This is a genomic window from Variovorax sp. dw_308 (genome assembly GCF_019207085.1).
Lineage (GTDB): Bacteria > Pseudomonadota > Gammaproteobacteria > Burkholderiales > Burkholderiaceae_C > Variovorax.
Genome location: NZ_JAATOM010000007.1, coordinates 60023 through 79937, shown reverse-complemented (window position 1 = coordinate 79937; position 19915 = coordinate 60023). Strand labels below are relative to the sequence as shown.

The window sequence follows — 19915 nt, the reverse complement described above, 5'->3', positions numbered from 1 at the left end:
GAGCAAGAAGCAGAAAGCGCTGCATGAGCCGCAACCAACTCTCCATCCAGGGCGTCTCACGCATCTTCGAAGGCACGAAGGGCCAGCGCACGCAGGCGCTGTTGCCGATCGACTTCGAGGTCAAGGAAAACGACTTCGTCACCATCCTCGGCCCCTCGGGCTGCGGCAAGTCGACGTTGTTGCGCATCGTGGCCGGCCTCGACTTCCCGACCACCGGCCAGGTGCTGCTCGACGGCCAGCACATCGACGGCCCGGGCGCCGACCGCGGCGTGGTGTTCCAGAGCTACACGCTGTTCCCTTGGCTCACGGTTGCGCAGAACATCCGCTTCGGCCTGCGCGAACGCGGCATGAGCGAGGCCGACCAGAAGGAGCGCAGCGATTTCTTCATCGCCAAGGTGGGCCTGCGCGGCTTCGAGAACCACTTTCCCAAGCAGCTCTCCGGCGGCATGCAGCAGCGCACCGCCATCGCACGCGCGCTCGCCAACGACCCCAAGATGCTGCTGCTCGACGAGCCCTTCGGCGCGCTCGACAACCAGACGCGCGTGCTGATGCAGGAGCTGCTGCTCGGCATCTGGGAGTCGGCGCAGAAGACGGTGCTCTTCGTCACGCACGACATCGACGAGGCCATCTTCATGGCCAACCGCGTGGCCGTGTTCAGCGCGCGGCCGGGCCGCATCAAGACCGAGATCGCGGTGGACTTTCCGCACCCGCGCCACTACACGATCAAGACCTCGCCGGAGTTCATGGAGATCAAGGCGCGGTTGACCGAAGAGATCCGCGCGGAGTCGATGGCGGCGGAGGCGCATTGAGCATCATGAAGACGGACAGCCGGACGCAGAGGACGCGAAGGTTCCGCGAAGGACGCGAAAGAAGACACCAAAAAATGTCTTCAGGTTTCTTTCGCGGCCTTTGCGTTTCTCCGCGTCCTTCGCGTACGGTCAAGTCCGTATTCCAGGTCTTCGCATGACCAAGACCGTCCGCAAGTCCCCCGAACTCGCGCTCTACGCGCAGGTGAAGGACCACATCGCCCGCAAGATCCAGGACGGCACCTGGCCGGCCGGGCATCGTCTCCCGTCGGAGCACGAACTGGTGGCGCAGTTCGGCATCTCGCGCATGACCGTGAACCGCGCATTGCGCGAACTGGTCGAGCAAGGCCGCATCACGCGCGTCGCCGGCGTCGGCAGCTTCGTGGCGGAGGACAAGCCGCAATCCACGTTGCTGCACATCGCCAACATCGCGAGCGAGATCCGTGCGCGCGGCCATGACTACGGCTACCAGCTCATCGCCGCCGAACGCATCGCCGCCTCGACCGACGTGGCGGCATGGCTCGACGTGCGGGCCGGCGAGTCGGTGTTCCACGCCACCTGCCTGCACCTCGAGGACGGCGTGCCGGTGCAGCTCGAAGACCGCTACGTCAACCCGCGTGTGGTGCCCGACTTCATGGAGCAGGACCTGGCCGTCACGCCGCCCAGCGAATACCTGGTGCGCAGCGTGCCCTTCGACCAGATCGAGCACCTGGTCGACGCCGTGCTGCCCACCGCCGAACAGGCCGCCCGTCTCGCGATGCCCGTCGCCGAGCCGTGCCTGCTGCTCACGCGCCGCACCTGGACGCGCACCGTGCCGGTGACGGTGGTGCGCTGCCTTCATCCCGCCTCACGCTACCGGCTCGGCAGCCGCTTCCGCTCGGACGGCAATCCCAGCCACTGAGGCCCAGTTTCCTCCCCGGCCCTCGGCCGCAACCACTTGTATAGACAGGCATATGAAACCTACTGATACCACCACAAGCAACACGCTCGAACTCACGCCCGGCAAGGTCGACCTTGCGATGCTGCGCCGCATCCACCTCGGTGGGCTGAAGCTCTCCTTGAACCCCTCGGTGCTGCCCGGCATGCTGGCCGCGCGCGATGCCGTGCAACACATCGTCGACAACGACGAGGTCGTGTACGGCATCAACACCGGCTTCGGCAAGCTGGCGAGCACGCGCATCGGCAACGATAACCTGGCCCAATTGCAGCGCAACCTGGTCCTGTCGCACAGCGTGGGCACGGGCGAGCCGCTGGGTGCAGCGGTCGTCCGGCTGGTGCTGGCGACCAAGGCGGTGAGCCTGGCCCGCGGGCATTCGGGCGTGCGGCCGGCGTTGGTCGATGCCTTGCTGGCGCTGTTCAACGCCGGCATCACGCCGAGCATCCCGTGCAAGGGTTCCGTCGGTGCATCCGGCGACTTGGCGCCACTGGCGCACATGGCCTGCGTGCTGATCGGCGAGGGCGAGGCGATCACGGCGGATGGCAAGACGGTGAGCGGCACCGAGGCGATGCGCCTGATCGGGCTCGAACCTTTCGTGCTCGGCCCGAAGGAGGGCTTGGCACTGCTCAACGGCACGCAGGTGTCGACGGCGCTTGCGCTGGCGGGCCTCTTCGGTTCGGAAAACGTCTTTGCGTCGGCGCTGATGTCGGGCGCGTTGTCGCTCGAAGCCATCCAGGGTTCGATCAAGCCATTCGATGCGCGCATCCATGCGGCGCGCGGCCAGCCCGGTCAGATCGCGGTGGCGGGCGCGGTGCGTGCCTTGCTCGACGGCAGCGAGATCGTGCCGTCGCATCCCGATTGCGGCCGCGTGCAGGACCCGTATTCGGTCCGCTGCATTCCGCAAGTCATGGGCGCGTGCCTCGACAACCTGGCGCATGCCGCGCGCGTGCTGGTCATCGAAGCGAACGCCGCTTCGGACAACCCGCTCGTCTTCACCGACACCGGCGAGGTGATCTCCGGCGGCAACTTCCATGCGGAGCCGGTGGCCTTTGCCGCGGACATCATCGCGCTGGCGATCTCCGAAGTCGGCGCGATCTCGGAACGCCGCCTGGCACTGCTGCTCGACACCGGCCTCTCGGGCTTGCCGCCATTCCTCGTGCACGACGGCGGCCTCAACTCGGGGTTCATGATCGCGCAGGTCACGGCCGCCGCGCTCGCTTCCGAGAACAAGTCGCTCGCGCATCCCGGCAGCGTCGACAGCCTGCCGACGTCCGCCAACCAGGAAGACCATGTGTCGATGGCGACCTATGCCGCGCGCCGTTTGGGCGACATGGTCAACAACACGGCAGTCGTCGTCGGCATTGAAGCGATGGCCGCAGCGCAAGGCATCGAGTTGAAGCGCGGACTCAAGAGCTCGCCGTTGGTCGAAGCCGAGTTCGCCACCATCCGCACGAAGGTCGCCTACCTCGAACGTGACCGCTACCTCGCGCCCGACATCGAAGCCATGCGGCTGTGGGCATTGAATGCGGACATGCCGGGCGCTTTGCTGGACATCCTGCCGAGCCACGCCGGCTGACCCGGCGCTGGTGCTCGTATCGGTGCTCGATTGACATTGAGCACCTTACTCGGCGGATCGAGTCGAATCGGGGGCGCGTGCCGAGGACACCGGGTATCTCCCTCCGCGAATGTCCCCCGCCTTCGGCTCCCGCCGCTCCTCCTTTGTTTCGCTGCGGGAGACACCCGATGCCCTCGACACGAGGGACGGTTCGTGGCGTCCGTGGATTCGGTTGATCGACCACTGCGCGTCTCGGATCACGTCGATGGTGTGCTCCCCGCAGCGAAATAAAGGAGGAGGCGGCAGTCGAAGACTGACGGCGGGGGACATTCGCGGAGGGGAGTACGCCGTCGGCGTGATCCCGCCCGCAGCCTGTAAGCGCGCTGCTGCGATGTCTTCAAAAGCTCCCGGTGAACTGGTAGCGCGAAGCCGGATGCCAGAGCGCAGACACGCTCGCCACCTGCCCTTGCGACAACGTCTTCCGCCGCAGCACCAGGCACGGCTCCATCGCCGCCATGTGCAATTGCTCCGCCACCTCCGCAGGGGGCAGGCATGCCTCGATCGAGAACTCCACGCCCTGCAGCGGCGCCACGCGCATCAGGTAGGCATTGGGCGTCTGGCTGGAGAAGTCCTGCGCCATGTAGTCCGCCGCCACGGCCGGGTTGACGTAACGGTCTTCCAGCTGGATCGGCAGGTCGTTCTCGAAGTGGATGACCACCGAATGGAACAGCGTCGGATGTCCCGGCAGCGCGAACTGGCGCGCCAATGCGGGCTCGGCCTTGCAACGCTCCAGCCGCTGCAACTCGCCCCGGTGCACATGGCCGCGCGCCGCGATCTCCTCCGCGATGTTGCGCAACTGGACCACCGTGGCCTGGTACTTCTGCTGTGCCACGAAGGTGCCGGACCCTTGCACGCGCACCAGCGTCTGGTCGTCGCTCAACTCGCGCAGCGCGCGGTTCACCGTCATGCGCGACACGCCGAACTGCCTGGCCAGCATCGCCTCGCTGGGAATCGACTGCCCCTCGAGCCACTGGCCCGTGTGGATCTGGTGCAGGACATGGTCCTTGATGCGCTGGAAGGCCGGCACGCTGGCGTCAGCCTTGGCGTCCGTGGGCTCAGGCGGGGAAAGCGTCTTCATAGGGGTTTACCAGTGGGTAATGGCTAGTCAAACGTATTGACGTTTGCCGGAGTAAACCACACAATTGGTATATACAACTTAGTGGAGAAATAGAAAAGTTGTACGGTTGATTTTCCGAGTCCACACGCAAGGCCCCACATGCACATCGAATCGACAACGCCCGTCGCCGGCGTCGAAACCCGAACCATCGACATGGTTCCCGAGCACGAGCGCCACGGCGCGCCGCGCAGCCAGTTCACCCTCTGGTTCGGCGCCAACATGCAGATCACCGCCGTGGTCGACGGCGCGCTGGCCATCGTTTTCGGCGCAGAGGCGCTGACAGCCATCGTCGGCCTGCTGATCGGCAACGTGCTCGGCGGCATCGTGATGGCGCTGCACTCGGCGCAAGGCCCGCGCCTGGGACTGCCGCAGATGATCTCCAGCCGCGTGCAGTTCGGCGTGCGCGGCGCCGCGCTGCCGCTGGTGCTCGTCATCCTGATGTACCTCGGCTTCGCGGCCACCGGCACCGTGCTGTCGGGGCAGGCGATCAACCGCATCTTCGGCGTCGCGGCGCCGGAGTTCGGCATCCTCGTGTTCGGCTCGCTCACCGCGTTGGTGGCGGTGGTCGGCTACCGGCTGATCCACGTGGTCGGCCGCATCGCCACCGTGGTCGGCATCCTGGGCTTCGGCTACCTGGCGTTCCGGCTGTTCGCGCAGCACGACGTCGCCAGTGCCTTCGGCCAGAAGCCGTTCACCGTGTCGACGCTGCTGCTGACGATCGCGCTGTCCGCCGGCTGGCAGATGACCTTCGCGCCCTACGTGGCTGACTACTCGCGCTACCTGCCGACGCGCACCACCATCGCCTCGACCTTCTGGACCACCTTCTCGGGCAGCGTCATCGGCGCGCAGCTCGCCATGACCTTCGGCGTGCTGGTGGCGGCGCTAGGCGGCAACTTCCTCAAGAACCAGGTGGGCTTCATGGGCGAACTGGCCGGCCCCACGATCGCGGTGCTGATCTACGCGGTCATCGTCACCGGCAAGCTCACCGTCAACTGCCTGAACGCCTACGGCGGCTTCATGACCATCCTCACCACCGTGAGCGCCTTCAACAACAGGACGCAGATCTCGCCGCGCGCCCGCATGCTGTACATCGTCGGCTTCGTGCTGGTCTCGATGGGCGTGGCGCTGCTGGCCAGCGCCGACTTCCTCAACAACTTCAAGAACTTCGTGCTGCTGCTGCTGGCGGTCTTCGTGCCCTGGAGCGCGGTGAACCTGGTCGACTACTACCTGGTCTCGAAGGAAAAAGTGGACATTCCCGCCCTGTACGACTGCAATGGCCGCTACGGCGCCTACAACCCGGTGGCGCTGGGCTGCTACGTGCTGGGGGTGGTGGTGCAGATCCCGTTCCTGAACCAGGCGATGTACAAGGGCCCGATCGCCACGATGCTCGGCGGCGCCGACGTGTCCTGGATCGTGAGCCTGGTCGTCACCTGCCTCGTGTACTACCCGCTGGCCAAGCGCACGATGAAAGTGCCGGCCACGATGATCTATCCCCAAGGGGCAGTGCGGCCCGGCAGTGCGCCAACCGCCCACCCGACGGCACCCGTCGCCACGTCCGAGGCCCGGCAACCGGCCTGAGCACCATCCTCCAAACATTCGACTTCTTCCAAGGACCCCACCATGAACGCACCCGACAAGTTCCTCGCCAAGGCCGCAGCAACCGCCCCCGCCGCCACCGACCCGCGCCACGACCCGACCCGCGTCATCCGCGCCCCGCGCGGCACCACGCTCAACTGCAAGAGCTGGCTCACCGAAGCGGCCTACCGCATGCTCCAGAACAACCTCGACCCCGAAGTGGCGGAAGACCCGCAGAACCTGGTCGTCTACGGCGGCATCGGCCGCGCGGCGCGCGATTGGGCCTGCTTCGACCAGATCCTCGCGTCGCTGAAGGAACTCAATGACGACGAATCCTTGCTGGTGCAGTCGGGCAAGCCGGTCGGCGTCTTCAAGACCCACGCCAACGCACCACGCGTGCTCATCGCCAACTCCAACCTCGTGCCCAAGTGGGCCAACTGGGAACACTTCAACGAGCTCGACCGCAAGGGCCTGTTCATGTACGGCCAGATGACTGCTGGCAGCTGGATCTACATCGGCAGCCAGGGCATCGTGCAGGGCACCTTCGAGACCTTCGTCGAAGCCGGCCGCCAACACTACGACAACGACCTGTCGGGCAAGTGGATCCTCACGGCCGGCCTTGGCGGCATGGGCGGCGCACAGCCGCTGGCCGCGACGCTGGCGGGCGCGGTGTCGCTCAACATCGAATGTCAGCAGAGCAGCATCGACTTCCGTCTGCGCACACGCTACGTCGACAAGCAGGCGCGCGACATCGACCACGCGATCGAACTCATCCAGCAGCACACCGCCGCCAAGGAAGCCGTGTCGATCGCGCTGCTGGGCAACGCGGCGGACGTGCTGCCCGAACTGGTGAAGCGCGCGAAGGCCGGCGGCATCAAGCCAGACCTCGTGACCGACCAGACCTCGGCCCATGACCTCATCAACGGCTACCTGCCGGTGGGCTGGACCGTGGCCCAGTGGAAGGCCGCGCAGAAGGACCCGTCGCAGCACAAGCGCCTGACCGACGAAGCCGCACAAGGCTGCGCCGTGCACGTGCAGGCCATGCTCGACTTCCAGGCCATGGGCATCCCGACGGTGGATTACGGCAACAACATCCGCCAGGTGGCGTTCGACAAGGGCGTTGCCAACGCCTTCGACTTCCCCGGCTTCGTGCCGGCCTACATCCGTCCGCTGTTCTGCGAAGGCAAGGGCCCGTTCCGCTGGGTGGCGCTGTCGGGCGATCCGGAAGACATCTACAAGACCGACGCCAAGATCAAGGAGCTGTTCCCCGAGAACAAGCACACGCACCGCTGGCTGGACATGGCGCGCGAGCGCATCAGCTTCCAGGGCCTGCCGGCGCGCATCTGCTGGCTCGGCCTGGGCGAGCGCGACAAGGCCGGCCTGGCCTTCAACGAGATGGTGAAGAACGGCGAGCTGAAGGGCCCGATCGTCATCGGCCGCGACCACCTCGACACCGGCTCCGTCGCCAGCCCGAACCGCGAGACGGAAAGCATGAAGGACGGCACCGACGCCGTGAGCGACTGGCCGTTGCTCAATGCGCTGCTCAACGCCTCGGGCGGCGCGACGTGGGTCAGCCTGCACCATGGCGGCGGCGTGGGCATGGGCTATTCGCAGCACTCGGGGATGGTGATCGTGGCCGATGGCACCGACGAAGCCGCCGCACGGCTGGCGCGCGTGTTGGTGAACGATTGCGGATCGGGCGTGATGCGCCATGCGGACGCGGGCTACGAGCAGGCCATCGCGACGGCGAAGAAGCACGGCCTCAAGCTGCCGATGATCAAGTGATCTGTCTCCGCTGTCTTTCCCCTCTCCCTCCGGGAGAGGGCAGGGTGATGGCGGGCGGCCTTCGATCAGGCGCAGGTCCTGTTTCGCGCCGCCGGCCCTCACCCCAGCCCTCTCCCGCGAGCGGGAGAGGGAGAGGGAGTGAACGGAGCGCAGTGGTGCTGCGCTGGGCTCATGCTCCCTCACCCCGACCCTCTCTAGGAGGGAGAGGGAGTGACAGCCACAGCTCCCAACAATGACCACGCTTCATCGCTTCTCCCGCGCCGACCTCGTGCCCACCCCCTGGAAAAACGGCGGCGGCGCCACGCGCGAGATCGCGTGCTGGCCGCCCGGTGCGGGGCTCGATGACTTCGACTGGCGCGCCAGCATCGCGACCATCGCCGCCAGCGGCCCGTTCTCGAAGTTCGAGGGCGTGGACCGCACCATCATGCTGCTGGACGGCGATGGCGTCGCATTGCAAGGCGAGGGCGTGCAGCACCGCCTCGACGAGGCGCTGCAGCCATTCGCGTTCAGTGGCGATGTGGCGCTGAACTGCACGCTGCTCGGCGGCGCGTCGAGCGACTTCAACGTGATGAGCCGCCGCGAACGCTGCACCGCGCAGGTGGCTGTGATCGCGCAGGCGCAGGCACTCGACGCCGCACGCGAAGGCCTGCTGCTGAGCCTCCACGGCGATTGGCGCGCCGGTGATGAAACGCTTGCGAGCGGCGAAGGCCTCTGGTGGGCCGACACCCCGCGTCGCTGGACGCTGGAGCCGCTCACACCCAATGCCGCGCTCGTGGCGGTGCGCTGGTCGCGGTGCACCCAAACCGGAATACAGGAAACATGAAACCCTTCGATTCGCTTCCCTCGGCCGATGGCCTCTGGACCGGCCTGCGCGACAGGGACGGCAAGGACATCGCCATCGTCGTCGCGCAAGGCGTGATCCGCTGGATCGGCGAGCGCACCGCCTTGCCCGCAGCGGCCGCCGACCGGCCCTCGCGCGATGGCGGCGGCGCGCTGGTCACGCCGGGCCTCGTCGATTGCCACACCCATCTCGTCTACGGCGGCCAGCGCGCCAACGAGTTCGCGATGCGCCTGGCCGGCGCGACCTATGAAGAAGTGGCCAAGGCCGGCGGCGGCATTGTCTCCAGCGTGCGCGCCACGCGCGAGGCCAGCGAAGACGAACTCTTCGACAGCGCATCGCAGCGCCTCCGAAGCCTGCTGGCCGAAGGCGTCTGCGCCATCGAGATCAAGTCCGGCTACGGCCTGGCTCCGGAACACGAACGCAAACAGTTGCGCGTCGCCCGGCGGCTCGGTGTGGCGCATGGCGTCACGGTGCGCACCACCTTCCTCGGCGCGCACGCGCTACCGCCCGAATACGCGGGCCGCAGCAGCGACTACATCGACCTGGTATGCCACGAGATGCTCCCCGCGCTGGCCGCCGAAGGCCTGGTCGACGCGGTCGACGTGTTCTGCGAGCGCATCGCCTTTTCGCTCGAAGAGACCGAGCGGGTGTTCAAGGCGGCCCAAGCGCTCGGCCTGCCGGTCAAGCTGCATGCGGAGCAACTCTCCGACATGGGCGGCGCGGCCCTGGCGGCACGTTACGGCGCGCTGTCGTGCGACCACATCGAGCACCTGTCGCAAGCCGGCATCGAGGCGATGCGCGCGGCCGGCACCGTGGCCGTGCTGCTGCCCGGCGCCTTCTACACCTTGCGTGACACCCAGGTGCCGCCGATTGCCGCACTGCGCGCCCTCGGCGTGCCCATGGCCGTCTCCACCGACCACAACCCCGGCACCTCGCCCGCGCTGAGCCTGCTGCTGATGGCGAACATGGCCTGCACGCTGTTCCGCCTCACCGTGCCCGAGGCCATCGACGGCATCACAGTGCATGCCGCACGCGCGCTCGGCTTGCAGGACACGCACGGCACGCTGGCCATCGGGCGGCCAGCCAACTTCGTGCTGTGGAACCTGAACGATGCCGCCGAGCTCGCGTACTGGTTCGGCCAGCGCCCGGTGCGGACGGTGGTGCGCCAGGGCTGCATCGCCGTGGGGGAGGGAGCATGACGACCTCGCTGTTCGCAGCCGATGCACTGCTGCCTGCTGGTTGGGCAAAGAACGTCCTGCTCGCATGGGACGACGCAGGCCGGCTGACGCGCGCGGAGCCCGGCGCGCAACCCTCGGCGGACATGCCGACCGCCAGCGGCCCGGTGATCCCCGGCATGCCCAACCTGCATTCACACGCCTTCCAGCGCGCCATTGCCGGCCTCACCGAATACCGCGGTGAAGCGCAGGACAGCTTCTGGAGCTGGCGCACGCTGATGTACCGCTTCGCATCGCGCCTCGACCCCGCGCAACTCGAAGCCATCGCGTTCGGCCTCTACGTCGAGATGATCGAGGCGGGCTACACCTCGGTCTGCGAGTTCCACTATGTCCACCACGATGCCGATGGCCAGCCCTACGCCGACGATGCGACCCTGTCGCTGGCGCTGCTGAGCGCGGCACGGCGCGCCGGCATCGGCCTCACGCTGCTGCCGGTGCTCTACCAAACCAGCGGCTTCGGCGGCTTGCCGCCCAACGACGGACAGAAGCGCTTCATTCGCTCGACCGACTCGATGCTGCGCCTGCTCGAACGGCTCAAGCCGGCGTGCGATGCGCAGGGCGCGCGGCTCGGCCTCGCGCCGCATTCGCTGCGCGCCGTGCCGCCGGAGGGCCTGCGCGAAGCGCTCGCCGGACTGAACGCGATCGACTCCACCGCGCCCATCCACATCCACATCGCCGAGCAAACCAAAGAGGTCGACGACTGCATCGCGTGGAGCGGCCAGCGCCCCGTCGCGTGGCTGCTCGATCACGCCGACGTGAACGCACGCTGGTGCCTCGTGCATGCCACGCACATGGATGCCGGCGAGTACAGCCGCGCCGCGGCGACCGGTGCGGTGGCGGGCCTGTGCCTGACGACCGAGGCCAACCTCGGCGACGGCATCTTCGACCTGCCGCAGTGGCATGGCGCCTGGGGCGTCGGCTCCGACAGCCATATCTGCGTCAACGCTGCCGAGGAATTGCTGATGCTGGAATACAGCCAGCGCCTGGCCACGCGCCAGCGCAATGTCGCGGCCGATACAACGCATCCGCAGGTTGCCACCGCGATGACGCTGGCGGCAGTGCGTGGCGGCGCGCGCGCCGCGGGCCGATCGGTCGCCGGCCTGGCCGTTGGCCAGCAAGCGGACTTCGTCATGCTCGACGCGACGCACACCGCGCTGGCCGGCCTGCCGGCGCCCGACATGCTCTCCTCGCATGTCTTCGCCAGCCACCGCACCAGTGCCATCGATGAAGTCTGGGTCGCAGGCCAGCCCCGCACGACGTCCGGCCGGCATATGCTTCACGAAAGCGCCACGGCGGGCTTCGTCGCCGCGCGCAGTCAACTGCAGTCGAACACCCCATGAGCCTTTTCCAAACCACCGAACCCCCGTTCCGCTTTCGGCAGGGCACCCGCCCGCTGCTGATCTCGATGCCGCACGTCGGAACGCATGTGCCGCTGGCATTGGCAAGCCGCTTCACCGCCGAGGCGCGCCAGGTGCCCGACACCGACTGGCACCTCGAGCGCCTCTACGACTTCGCCGACGAACTCGGCGCCTCGGTGCTCGTCGCCACGCATTCGCGCTACGTGATCGACGTCAACCGCCCGCCCGACGACCAGAACCTCTACCCCGGCCAGGACACCACCGGCCTGTGCCCGGTCGACACCTTCGACAAGACGCCCATCTACTCGGCCAGCGACCTGCCGGGCAAGATGGAAATCGCCGCGCGGCGCGACGCCATCTGGCGCCCGTATCACACGCAACTGCAGACCGAGCTGGCCCGCCTCAAGGCCGCGCACGGCACCGCTGCGCTGTGGGATGCGCACTCGATCCGCTCCGTGCTGCCACGCTTCTTCGACGGCAAGCTGCCCGATCTGAACCTTGGCACCGCCAATGGCGCGAGCTGCGATCCTGGCCTCGCATTGAAGCTGCAAGGCATCGCCACCTCGGCCGCTGGCTACACCGGCGTGCTCAACGGCCGTTTCAAGGGCGGCTACATCACGCGCCAGTACGGCGACCCGTCGCGCGGCATCCACGCCGTGCAACTGGAGATGACGCAGTCGAGCTACATGCAGGAAGCCTTGCCGTTCGACTACCTGCCGGACGTCGCGGCGAAGGTGCAGCCGCATGTGCGGCGGATGGTGGAGGCGGTGCTGGGGTTCGTCGAGGCACGCTGAAATCGCGCAACTCCGCGCATGTGCGCATGCGTTTTCCAACTCGATGTCTCACGCGATGGCAATCGATGTAAGCGCGGTGTAGGCCCTCCGCCACGATGGTTACCAAGCGTTACGCCCGCGGCTAACATCGCCGCGCGCAGCGACCCGCATCGCTGCGATGCAAGGGCGCACCGTGCGCTGAAGCACCACCTATCGGAGACATTGCCTTCATGGATCGACGTTCTTTTGTCCTGGCGACCGGCGCAGGCGTTGCATTGGGATGTGGCTCGGTGGTTCACGCCAGCGAATCCGGCAAAGACATCGTGATCGGCCAGAGTGCCGTTCTCAGCGGTGCGCTGGGCCCCAGCGTCCTGCTCATGCAAAGCGGAGGGCGGCTGGTGTTCGACGAGGTGAACGCGCAAGGCGGCATCGGCGGGCGCAAGCTGAACCTGATCGCGCTGGACGACGCCTTCAATCCCGCGACCGCGCAGGCCAACTACAAGACGCTGATCGAGAAGCACAATGCGCTGGCCTGCTACTGCGGCGTGGGTGCCGCGCCCACCCTGGCCGGCCTGCCCCTGCTGCGTGCCAGCGACACGCCGCTGGTCGGCGCGACCGCCGTGGTCGACTCGGTGCGCGACAAGTCCGAGGGCGTCGCCTACTACACCCGTGCCAACCAGCAGCGCGAGGCCGCCACGCTCGTGGCGCACCTGGACACGCTGGGCATCGAGCGCATCGCCGTGGCCTACATCGGCACGCCGGGCGGCGAGGAAGTGCTGGCCCAGATCAAGCAGGCCGCGGCGAAGACCAAGGTCGCGATCGTGGGTGCGGTCCCCGTGGCGCCCGACGCCAGCAATGCCGCCGCCGGTGGCAAGGCGCTGGCGCCGATGCAGGCGCAGGCCACCATCCTGTATCTCACCGCCGGGCCGGCCGTGAGCTTCATCCAGTCCGCCCGGGCCAACGGCGCCACGCCCACGTTCTATGGCATGTCGATCCTGGCCGGCGAGGTCGCGGCCAAGCTGCTGGGCGACCAGTCGCGTGGCATCGCGATCTCCCAGGTCACGCCCTATCCCTGGGATTCCTCCCAGGCAGACTCCGTCCGGTTCCGGGAGCTGGCGCAGAAGGCCAACGTGCCGGTGGGCTATCACAGCTACGAGGGCTACATCTCCGCGCGGATCCTGGTCCAGGCGATGCGCGCGGCTGGCCGCGATCTCACCCGGGCCAGCCTGCACAGCAGCCTGCGCAAGCTGAAGACGCGCGTGGCCACGCTCAACGCCGACTTCACGGGCGGCCGCATCACGGGCTCGGAATTCGTCGAACTGGTGCAGGTGCGCCCGGACGGCAAGTTCCTGCGCTGAACGCGGCGCCGGCGAAGGCCGGGCGTGACGCGGAGGTCGATCGGGTGGCAGCAAGGATTCGGTGATGTGCATCGCCGGCTGACCCTGCGCCGTACCGGCTTTGCCGGGCTTCCTACAATTCCCGCCATGCAGCCCATCCCCTACACCCGCGCCCAGCAACTGCCCGGCATCCTCGCCGAGCGCATCGCCATCCTCGACGGCGCGATGGGCACGATGATCCAGCGCTTCAAGCTCAACGAGGCGCAGTACCGTGGCGAGCGCTTCAAGGACTTCGAGCGCGACGTGAAGGGCAACAACGAGCTGCTCTCGCTCACCCGCCCCGACGTGATCCGCGACATCCACGAGGCCTACCTCGCGGCCGGCGCCGACCTCGTCGAGACCAACACCTTCGGCGCCACCACCATCGCGCAGGAGGATTACAAGATGGCCCACCTGGCGCGCGAGATGAACCTCGAATCCGCCAGGCTCGCGCGCGCCGCCTGCGACAAGTTCAGCACGCCGGACAAGCCCCGCTTCGTCGCCGGCGCCCTCGGCCCGACGCCCAAGACCGCCAGCATCAGCCCAGACGTGAACGACCCCGGCGCGCGCAACGTCGACTTCGAGACCCTGCGCGCCGCCTACTACGAGCAGACGGAAGCGCTGGTCGAAGGCGGCGCCGACGTGATCCTGGTCGAGACCATCTTCGACACGCTCAATGCCAAGGCCGCGCTGTTCGCTGTCGACGAGTACTTCGACGACTCCGGCCACCGCCTGCCGCTCATCATCAGCGGCACCGTGACCGACGCCTCGGGCCGCATCCTCAGCGGCCAGACCGTCACGGCCTTCTGGCACAGCGTGCGCCATGCCCGGCCGCTGGCCGTGGGCCTGAACTGCGCGCTCGGCGCGGCGCTGATGCGGCCCTACATCCAGGAACTGTCGAAGGTGGCGGGCGACACCTTCATCAGCTGCTATCCCAACGCCGGCCTGCCCAACCCGATGAGCGACACCGGCTTCGACGAGACGCCGGCCGACACTTCGCGCCTGCTGCATGAATTCGCGGCCGAAGGGCTGGTCAACATCGTGGGCGGCTGCTGCGGCACCACGCCGGACCACATCGCGGCGATCGGTCAGGCCGTGGCGCCATTGGCGCGCCGTGCACTCAAGCCGTTCTATCGCGAGCCTGCCGACGCAGACGCCTGAAGGCTTGATGTGAAGCGGGCGTAAAGCCCGGCGCCAACGCGCGCATCGGTGCACGGAGCGCGCTTTCGAGCCGTTGTCTGCCAAGGTGACCGCCGATTGACAACTGTTTCACGTGCGGCCTACCCTGACGCATAAAGGAAACAAACCCATGAGCAACACCTTCGGCATGCGATGGATTGGCATCGGGGCGCTTGCGCTGATGCTCCCGCTCGTGGCATCCGCCCAGGAGGCCTATACCCGTGGTTCGGTCAACCTCCGGGCCGGCCCCTCGAACGATTACCCGTTGATCACGCGGCTCGCGCCGGGCCAGTCGGTCTCCGTTGTCGGATGCACGGGCGGCTACGGTTGGTGCGATGTGGTCCTGCCAGACGGCTTGCGCGGCTGGGCCGCGGCGACGCGGCTCGCGTATCCCTACGGTGGCACGACGGTGCCACTGGCCAGCTACGGCGCGACCATCGGCGTGCCGATCGTCACTTTCAGCATCGGCAATTACTGGGGCAATTACTACCGCGACCGCCCCTGGTACGGCGAACCCCGCTGGTGGGGCGGCCGCCCGCCGCCGCCGCCCGTGCCCGGATGGCGGCCACCGCCCCCGCCGCACGCGGGCTGGCAACCGCGCCCGCCCGGTCCGGGCTATGTGCCGCCGCCTAGGCCTCCGGGCGGCCCCGGCTATGGGCACCCGGGCTACTACGACCCTCGACCGCGTTACGACGCGCATCCGGGTTATGCCCCGCATCCGGGACACGCCGCTCAGCCAGGATTCAACCCGGGTCGGCCTCCCCAGGCGCCGGGCGGCCCTCCGCCACGCGCCGGAGGCGTGCCGGGGCAGCCGGGGCAGTACACGGAACCGATGAAGGACTTTGCGCCGGGCGTGCCGGCGAACAAGTTCTGAACGGGATCAGCCTTTTGCCTTGAGCGCACCTTTGTCGGCGCGTTGAACAAGCTGGATGAAGCGCTGAGCACCCAGCCCCAGCGGCCGCTCGCGCGACCACACCACGTCGACCCACAGGTCGAGCCCGTTCGACAGGTTGTCGAAAACGATCTCGACCAGCGCGCCGGTCGCCACATGCGGCTGCACGAAGCTGCGCGGCAGCCAGCCCCAGCCGACGCCCGCCGTGATCAGGCTCAGCGCGGCCAGCGCGTTGTCGCTGCGCCAGGTGTGGCGCGCGAACACGAATCGCGGGTCACGCGATGCGAGGTCGCGGCCGGCGACCACCACCTGCCGCGTATTGATCAGGTGCTGCTCGCCCAGGCGGCTGCCGGCCGCGACGTAGACCGGATGCGTGGGTGCGATCACCGCGACCAGCACCTCGCTCGCGACTTCCTGGAAGCCCTCGCGCCCGTCGATGCTGGGGCGCTCGAATACCAGCGCGAGCTGGGCGCGGCCGGTGTGCAGCATCGCCAGCGCATCGGCTTGCGGCGCCGCCAGCACCTCGACTTCGAGCAGCGGGTGTTCCTGCGCCAATGCGGCCAGCGGTGCGCTCCAGGGCGCGGAGAGGAGTTCTGGCGCGATCGCCAGCGTCAGCCGGTTTTCCAGGCCCTGGGTCAGGCCCAGCGCCTGCACTTGCAAGGCCTTCAGCAGCGCCGAAAGCAGCCGCGCCTGCGGCTCCAGCGAACGGGCGGCTGCCGTCGGCTTGGGCTCGCGGCCGGCGCGGTCGAACAGTTGTAGATCAAGTTCGGCCTCGAGCTGTGCAACGGCCATGCTGACGGCCGAAGGCACCCTGCCCAGCGAACGCGCGGCCGCTGAAAACGAGCCTTGGTCCAGCACGGCCAGGAAGAGTTCGACGGTTTCGCTGGCGAAGGCCATGGGTCGATCTATCAATGAAACTGAAAGAAGATGACTTTTTATATCAGAAAGATGGTCATAAAGTTGCCCCCATCCCAACGAATCCAAGTGGCAGTTCCATCATGCAAGGCATCCAGCGCAAAGTCGTCTACCTCAGCCTCTACGAGGGCCTCGCGATCCTGTGCTCCAGCGTGGGCCTGTCGCTGATGTCGGGTCAGCAGCTGTCGCATTCGGGCCCGTTGGCGGTGAGCATGTCGGCTGTGGCCTTGGCCTGGAACTTCTTCTACACCCTGGGCTTCGAGGCCTGGGAATCGCGCCAGCTGACGCACGGCCGCAGCCTCAAGCGGCGCATCGTCCATGCCATCGGCTTCGAAGGCGGCCTGATCGCGCTGCTGGCGCCGCTGGTGGCCTGGTGGCTCGACGTGACGCTCTGGCAGGCGCTCGTGATGGACCTGGCGCTGTCGGCCTACTTCCTCGTCTACACCTTCGCCTTCAACTGGGGCTTCGACCGCGTCTTCGGCTTGCCGGCCTCGGCGATGGGCGGCAAGGCCCAGGCGGCCTGAGCCTTTCGTCTTGAGGGTGGCGCGACAGACGTGGGGGCATAGCGCTTAAAATCCCCGGCTCCCAAGGAGCGTTGCAACATCCCCGGCGCCATGCACGCCGGGCATGTCAGGCTTGGGACTTCTCCAGGTCTTTCCGCAACGACGCTCACCTGCTGACCCGATTCACACAGGTGAGTGCCATGCCCCAGACAACCGATCACGTTTCCCCCATGCTGCTGTCCGGCCTCGAGCCGGTCGCTATCGGCGAGGGCTCGCTCTTCGTCAACATCGGCGAGCGCACCAACGTCACCGGCTCCAAGGCCTTCGCGCGGATGATCCTGAACGGCCAGTTCGAGGATGCATTGGCCGTGGCGCGCCAGCAAGTCGAGAACGGCGCGCAGGTGATCGACATCAACATGGACGAGGCCATGCTCGACAGCAAGGCCGCGATGGTGCGCTTCCTCAACCTGATCGCCAGCGAGCCCGACATCGCGCGCGTGCCGATCATGGTGGACAGCTCCAAGTGGGAAGTGATCGAGGCCGGCCTGCGCTGCATCCAGGGCAAAGGCATCGTCAACTCGATTTCGATGAAGGAGGGCGTGGAGCAGTTCAAGCACCATGCCAAGCTCCTGCGCCGCTACGGCGCCGCGGCGGTGGTCATGGCCTTCGACGAGAAGGGCCAGGCGGACACGTACGAGCGCAAGACCGAGATCTGCGAGCGGGCCTACCGCATCCTCGTCGACGAGATCGGCTTTCCGCCTGAGGACATCATCTTCGACCCGAACATCTTCGCTGTGGCCACGGGCATCGAGGAGCACAACAACTACGCGGTCGATTTCATCGAGGCGACGCGCTGGATCAAGCAGAACCTGCCGGGCGCGAAGGTGTCGGGCGGTGTGTCGAACGTGAGCTTTTCATTCCGTGGCAACGACCCGGTGCGGGAAGCCATCCACACGGTGTTCCTGTACCACGCGATCAAGGCCGGCATGGACATGGGCATCGTCAACGCCGGCATGGTCGGCGTGTACGACGACCTGGAGCCGACGCTGCGCGAGCGCGTGGAAGACGTGATCCTGAATCGCCGCCCCGATGCCGGCGAGCGCCTGGTCGAAGTGGCCGAGACCGCCAGAAGCGGCGCCAAGGATGAGAGCAAGAAGCTCGAATGGCGCGGCACGCCCGAGGCGCCCCAGACGGTGGGCCAACGCCTGAGCCACGCGCTGGTGCACGGCATCACCGACTTCATCGTCGAGGACACCGAAGAGGCCTATCAAGCCATCGTCGCCAGGGGCGGCCGCCCGCTGCACGTCATCGAAGGCCCCCTGATGGACGGCATGAACATCGTGGGTGACCTGTTCGGCCAGGGCAAGATGTTCCTGCCGCAAGTGGTGAAGTCGGCCCGCGTGATGAAGCAGGCCGTGGCCCACCTCATCCCCTACATCGAGGAAGAGAAGAAGCGCGACGAAGCCGCAGGACGCGACGTGCGCACCAAGGGCAAGATCATCATCGCCACGGTGAAGGGCGACGTGCACGACATCGGCAAGAACATCGTCACGGTCGTGCTCCAGTGCAACAACTTCGAAGTCGTGAACATGGGCGTGATGGTCCCGTGCCACGAGATCCTGGCGCGTGCCAAGGTCGAGGGCGCGGACATCGTGGGGCTCTCCGGCCTCATCACGCCAAGCCTCGAGGAGATGCAGTACGTTGCCGGCGAGATGCAGAAGGACGACCACTTCCGCATCAGGAAGATCCCGCTGATGATCGGCGGTGCCACCACCAGCCGCGTGCACACGGCGGTGAAGATCGCACCGCACTATGAAGGCCCGGTGGTCTACGTGCCCGATGCCTCGCGCAGCGTGAGCGTGGCGCAATCGTTGCTCTCGGATCAGGCCGGCAAGTACATCGACGAGGTGAATGCCGACTACGACAAGGTGCGCCACCAGCATGCCAACAAGAAGCAGGTGCCGTTGTGGCCGCTGCCCAAGGCGCGCGCCAACAAGACGCCCGTCGACTGGTCGGCGTTCAAGCCCACGGTGCCCAAGTTCATCGGCCGCCGCGTCTTCAAGAACTTCGACCTGACCGAACTGGCGAAGTACATCGACTGGGGCCCGTTCTTCCAGACCTGGGACCTGGCCGGCCCGTTCCCCGCGATCCTCAAGGATGAAGTGGTCGGCACCGAGGCGGTGCGCGTGTATGCCGATGCCAAGCGCATGCTGCAACGCCTCATCGAAGGCCGCTGGCTCACGGCGAGCGGCGTGGTCGGCTTCTGGCCGGCCAACACGGTGAACGACGACGACATCGTGCTCTACACGGATGAATCGCGCACCGAGACCGCACTCGCCTGGTACGGCATGCGCCAGCAGACCGAGAAGCACATCATCGACGGCGTGATGCGCCCGAGCCGCTGCCTGGCCGACTTCGTCGCGCCGAAGGACAGCGGCATCAAGGACTACGTCGGCATGTTCGCCGTGACGGCGGGGCTAGGCGTCGAGAAGAAGGAGAAGTACTTCATCGACGACCTCGACGACTACTCGGCCATCATGCTCAAGGCGCTGGCCGACCGCCTGGCCGAGGCCTTCGCAGAGGCGATGCACCACCGCGTGCGCACCGACCTCTGGGGCTATGCGCCGCAGGAGTCGCTGAGCAACGAGGACATGATCCACGAGAAGTACCGCGGCATCCGTCCCGCGCCCGGCTACCCGGCCTGCCCCGACCACAGCGTGAAGGGCCCGATGTTCGACCTGCTGCATTGCAACGACATCGGCATGCGCGTGACCGAGAGCCTGGCGATGCTGCCGGCCGCCAGCGTGAGCGGCTTCTACCTTGCGCACCCGGACGCAACCTATTTCAATGTCGGCAAGATCGGCCATGACCAGCTGGTGGACCAGGCGCAGCGGCGCCAGGCCAGCGAGGCCGACCTGGAGCGCCTGCTGGCGCCCAATCTCTGACGCGGGGGAACCGACATTCAGAAGCTGATATTCGCGGCGACGCACTACGCTGCGCTCGCCGTC

16 protein-coding genes and 1 riboswitch are annotated in these 19915 nt (G+C 67.2%); of the genes, 14 read left to right on the top strand and 2 right to left on the bottom strand.

Annotated elements, in window-relative coordinates; genetic code table 11:
- Window positions 1-23 precede the first annotated feature (23 nt).
- From HCU76_RS16220 to hutH, 3 genes are all read left to right on the top strand, one after another.
- Entirely contained in the window at window positions 24-809 is a 786-nt protein-coding gene (locus tag HCU76_RS16220; protein WP_213954578.1) for an ABC transporter ATP-binding protein, read from the top strand.
- A 154-nt stretch (window positions 810-963) separates the two neighbouring features.
- A complete protein-coding gene (gene hutC / locus HCU76_RS16215) occupies window positions 964-1707 on the top strand; it encodes a histidine utilization repressor (protein WP_213954577.1) in 744 nt (247 codons plus the stop codon).
- Between the two features lie 52 nt (window positions 1708-1759).
- Entirely contained in the window at window positions 1760-3319 is a 1560-nt protein-coding gene (gene hutH / locus HCU76_RS16210; protein ID WP_213954576.1) for a histidine ammonia-lyase, read from the top strand.
- Window positions 3320-3695: 376 nt separating this feature from the next.
- Here the strand turns inward: hutH and hutC (HCU76_RS16205) are convergent, their stop codons facing one another.
- Entirely contained in the window at window positions 3696-4436 is a 741-nt protein-coding gene (hutC, locus tag HCU76_RS16205) for a histidine utilization repressor (RefSeq protein WP_213954575.1), read from the bottom strand.
- 138 nt (window positions 4437-4574) lie between these two features.
- On the opposite strand from hutC (HCU76_RS16205), the gene HCU76_RS16200 reads away from it, so the two are divergent.
- From HCU76_RS16200 to HCU76_RS16160, 9 genes are all read left to right on the top strand, one after another.
- The gene (locus tag HCU76_RS16200; protein WP_218509988.1) at window positions 4575-6053 is read left to right on the top strand and encodes a cytosine permease; all 1479 of its coding nucleotides are present in this window, start codon (window positions 4575-4577) and stop codon (window positions 6051-6053) included.
- Between the two features lie 42 nt (window positions 6054-6095).
- Window positions 6096-7835: a urocanate hydratase gene (hutU, locus tag HCU76_RS16195; RefSeq protein WP_218509987.1), complete on the top strand. Its 1740-nt coding sequence runs from the start codon at window positions 6096-6098 to the stop codon at window positions 7833-7835.
- Between the two features lie 232 nt (window positions 7836-8067).
- Window positions 8068-8658, top strand: a complete 591-nt coding sequence (locus HCU76_RS16190; RefSeq protein WP_218509986.1) for a HutD family protein — start codon at window positions 8068-8070, stop codon at window positions 8656-8658.
- The gene (gene hutI, locus HCU76_RS16185) at window positions 8655-9875 is read left to right on the top strand and encodes an imidazolonepropionase (RefSeq protein WP_218509985.1); all 1221 of its coding nucleotides are present in this window, start codon (window positions 8655-8657) and stop codon (window positions 9873-9875) included. Before HCU76_RS16190 ends, hutI begins: the two co-directional genes overlap by 4 nt.
- Window positions 9872-11251, top strand: a complete 1380-nt coding sequence (locus tag HCU76_RS16180; protein WP_218509984.1) for a formimidoylglutamate deiminase — start codon at window positions 9872-9874, stop codon at window positions 11249-11251. The genes hutI and HCU76_RS16180 overlap by 4 nt, the downstream gene beginning before the upstream one ends.
- The gene (gene hutG, locus HCU76_RS16175) at window positions 11248-12063 is read left to right on the top strand and encodes an N-formylglutamate deformylase (protein ID WP_218509983.1); all 816 of its coding nucleotides are present in this window, start codon (window positions 11248-11250) and stop codon (window positions 12061-12063) included. Before HCU76_RS16180 ends, hutG begins: the two co-directional genes overlap by 4 nt.
- A 209-nt stretch (window positions 12064-12272) precedes the next feature.
- The gene (locus HCU76_RS16170; RefSeq protein ID WP_218509982.1) at window positions 12273-13400 is read left to right on the top strand and encodes an ABC transporter substrate-binding protein; all 1128 of its coding nucleotides are present in this window, start codon (window positions 12273-12275) and stop codon (window positions 13398-13400) included.
- A gap of 126 nt (window positions 13401-13526) precedes the next feature.
- The gene (locus HCU76_RS16165) at window positions 13527-14579 is read left to right on the top strand and encodes a homocysteine S-methyltransferase family protein (protein ID WP_218509981.1); all 1053 of its coding nucleotides are present in this window, start codon (window positions 13527-13529) and stop codon (window positions 14577-14579) included.
- A 148-nt stretch (window positions 14580-14727) separates the two neighbouring features.
- Window positions 14728-15471 carry an SH3 domain-containing protein gene (locus HCU76_RS16160; RefSeq protein WP_218509980.1) on the top strand — a complete coding sequence of 248 codons (744 nt, stop codon included), beginning with the start codon at window positions 14728-14730 and terminating at the stop codon, window positions 15469-15471.
- Window positions 15472-15477: 6 nt separating this feature from the next.
- Here the strand turns inward: HCU76_RS16160 and HCU76_RS16155 are convergent, their stop codons facing one another.
- Window positions 15478-16386 (bottom strand): LysR family transcriptional regulator, encoded by a 909-nt coding sequence (locus tag HCU76_RS16155; RefSeq protein WP_218509979.1) that lies wholly within the window; start codon window positions 16384-16386, stop codon window positions 15478-15480.
- Window positions 16387-16487: 101 nt separating this feature from the next.
- On the opposite strand from HCU76_RS16155, the gene HCU76_RS16150 reads away from it, so the two are divergent.
- The gene (locus tag HCU76_RS16150) at window positions 16488-16928 is read left to right on the top strand and encodes a PACE efflux transporter (protein ID WP_218509978.1); all 441 of its coding nucleotides are present in this window, start codon (window positions 16488-16490) and stop codon (window positions 16926-16928) included.
- A 57-nt stretch (window positions 16929-16985) separates the two neighbouring features.
- A riboswitch (S-adenosyl-L-homocysteine riboswitch) is annotated at window positions 16986-17082 on the top strand.
- Window positions 17083-17137: 55 nt separating this feature from the next.
- Window positions 17138-19852 carry a methionine synthase gene (gene metH, locus HCU76_RS16145; protein WP_256354244.1) on the top strand — a complete coding sequence of 905 codons (2715 nt, stop codon included), beginning with the start codon at window positions 17138-17140 and terminating at the stop codon, window positions 19850-19852.
- Window positions 19853-19915 lie beyond the last annotated feature (63 nt).

Bases quoted from the DNA above. Each gene is read 5' to 3' on its own strand.
- HCU76_RS16220 (WP_213954578.1), top strand. From the start codon at position 24: ATGAGCCGCAACCAACTCTCCATCCAGGGCGTCTCACGCATCTTCGAA.
- hutC (WP_213954577.1), top strand. From the start codon at position 964: ATGACCAAGACCGTCCGCAAGTCCCCCGAACTCGCGCTCTACGCGCAG.
- hutH (WP_213954576.1), top strand. From the start codon at position 1,760: ATGAAACCTACTGATACCACCACAAGCAACACGCTCGAACTCACGCCC.
- hutC (WP_213954575.1), bottom strand. From the start codon at position 4,436: ATGAAGACGCTTTCCCCGCCTGAGCCCACGGACGCCAAGGCTGACGCC.
- HCU76_RS16200 (WP_218509988.1), top strand. From the start codon at position 4,575: ATGCACATCGAATCGACAACGCCCGTCGCCGGCGTCGAAACCCGAACC.
- hutU (WP_218509987.1), top strand. From the start codon at position 6,096: ATGAACGCACCCGACAAGTTCCTCGCCAAGGCCGCAGCAACCGCCCCC.
- HCU76_RS16190 (WP_218509986.1), top strand. From the start codon at position 8,068: ATGACCACGCTTCATCGCTTCTCCCGCGCCGACCTCGTGCCCACCCCC.
- hutI (WP_218509985.1), top strand. From the start codon at position 8,655: ATGAAACCCTTCGATTCGCTTCCCTCGGCCGATGGCCTCTGGACCGGC.
- HCU76_RS16180 (WP_218509984.1), top strand. From the start codon at position 9,872: ATGACGACCTCGCTGTTCGCAGCCGATGCACTGCTGCCTGCTGGTTGG.
- hutG (WP_218509983.1), top strand. From the start codon at position 11,248: ATGAGCCTTTTCCAAACCACCGAACCCCCGTTCCGCTTTCGGCAGGGC.
- HCU76_RS16170 (WP_218509982.1), top strand. From the start codon at position 12,273: ATGGATCGACGTTCTTTTGTCCTGGCGACCGGCGCAGGCGTTGCATTG.
- HCU76_RS16165 (WP_218509981.1), top strand. From the start codon at position 13,527: ATGCAGCCCATCCCCTACACCCGCGCCCAGCAACTGCCCGGCATCCTC.
- HCU76_RS16160 (WP_218509980.1), top strand. From the start codon at position 14,728: ATGAGCAACACCTTCGGCATGCGATGGATTGGCATCGGGGCGCTTGCG.
- HCU76_RS16155 (WP_218509979.1), bottom strand. From the start codon at position 16,386: ATGGCCTTCGCCAGCGAAACCGTCGAACTCTTCCTGGCCGTGCTGGAC.
- HCU76_RS16150 (WP_218509978.1), top strand. From the start codon at position 16,488: ATGCAAGGCATCCAGCGCAAAGTCGTCTACCTCAGCCTCTACGAGGGC.
- metH (WP_256354244.1), top strand. From the start codon at position 17,138: ATGCTGCTGTCCGGCCTCGAGCCGGTCGCTATCGGCGAGGGCTCGCTC.